Source organism: Pedobacter sp. HMWF019 (genome assembly GCF_003061025.1).
Classification (GTDB): Bacteria; Bacteroidota; Bacteroidia; order Sphingobacteriales; family Sphingobacteriaceae; genus Pedobacter.
Window position 1 is genome coordinate 1 of sequence record NZ_QAIL01000514.1, and the last position, 1507, is coordinate 1507.

Here is a 1507-nt window from a genome sequence, read left to right on the forward strand (position 1 = left end):
CCAGTAGGTCTGAATATCCTTTTCATTTAGATGGAGATAAATTAAGAATTGGAAGTAAAATGATTGGAAGTATAACATCAATAAGTGATCATAGATTGACCTTAAAATTTGGTGACACAGATTATAATTATTATAGACTTAAACAACATTCACTTCCTTTTAACGAAGTTCAACTCAGGAAAAATCTTATTAAAAATAAATGGATTTTAAATGAAAGCAGTTTAGAGTTTACCAATGATTCTGGAAATATTGAAAATTCTTTCAAGGTGATAGAATATCAGGCTCAAAAGAAATTTTTTGGAGTCTATTTAACAGATAGCTTCCATTCTAATCTATTTTTAACACTCATAATTGATGGCAAACCTATGGAGTTTCATTTTAGAGTTGCAAATATTAAAGATTCTGAGATAGAATTGGAAACTGCAGAAGGAAAAAAGCTGGAAATGCATAAATAAATTTAGCGCAAATAAAAGGCCTATAGCTATTTTAAAGTAGCTGTAGGTCTTAAGTTCTTGTATAATGCAAGTAATTTTGCATGGTGAAAATTTGTTATGAGAATATAAATACTCTTTCATTGTTATTTTGACAAAATGGAAATCTCTATGAACACAGAAAGTAAGTATCCTTATGAAGATATTGTAACCCCTTTGCTTTTTGGAGAGATTTGGAGAAATATCCCTGATTTTGAAGGAAGCTTTCAAGTCTCAAACCTGGGTAGAGTGAAGTCCTTGGATAGAACTGTTTCACATAGTCGGTGTGGTACCCAGTTTGTAAAAGGACGGATATTAAAACAAAACATTAAAAGACATTACAACAATTTTAAAAACGATTTTGCCTATATATTACAGGTTGCGATATGCTTTGAGAACAAACGACATGATCTTATAGTGAGGAGATTGGTTTTCTATGTTTTTAATGGGTGGAAATTGACTCAAAAATTCGATGGGATGATAATTTCCAGCGATTATGATGGATTAAATTGTCGACTCGATAATTTAAAGTTTTGTTCTACAGCTGAACATTTACGAATGCTAATACAAACCAATAGGACTGAATTCACAAAAAAGAGACCAAACAAAGAAAATATTAAACCCACATTTAGGTTATGGAAACCTGTGAGCAGATGTGATGTTAGCGGCAATCTAATTGAAACTTATCCATGTATTGCACATGCTGCAAATAAATTTGAATGCTATGAAAAGGGCATCTCACTTTCAATTAGAAATAAAACCATTTATCGAGGTTTCAAATGGAGACTAGCACCAAGGGAATTTTTTGATGATTTGATTTCGCAATACCCAGCAATCAAACCTGCTAGAAATAGAAAACCTAAGCCCCCTTTTGTTGAGGTAGATGAAAAGAAGTGAGGTACTTTTGATCTGGTGTGCCATAAATACAAGACATTAAATTATTTAACTATTTTAATATTAGATTATTAATTTAAATTGGGGAAATTTAGATAAGATAAAGAACAACGCCCCGAATGACGCCCAGTATTCCTATTACT

General features: G+C 31.6%; 2 protein-coding genes. Both read left to right on the top strand.

The genetic code is table 11. From position 1 onward, the window contains the following. A partial coding sequence (locus tag DBR11_RS29760; protein WP_158275384.1) for a hypothetical protein occupies window positions 1–455 on the top strand: 455 nt, incomplete at its 5' end. 147 nt (window positions 456–602) lie between these two features. Further along, a complete protein-coding gene (locus DBR11_RS26020; RefSeq protein WP_158275385.1) occupies window positions 603–1367 on the top strand; it encodes an NUMOD4 domain-containing protein in 765 nt (254 codons plus the stop codon). Window positions 1368–1507: the final 140 nt, after the last annotated feature.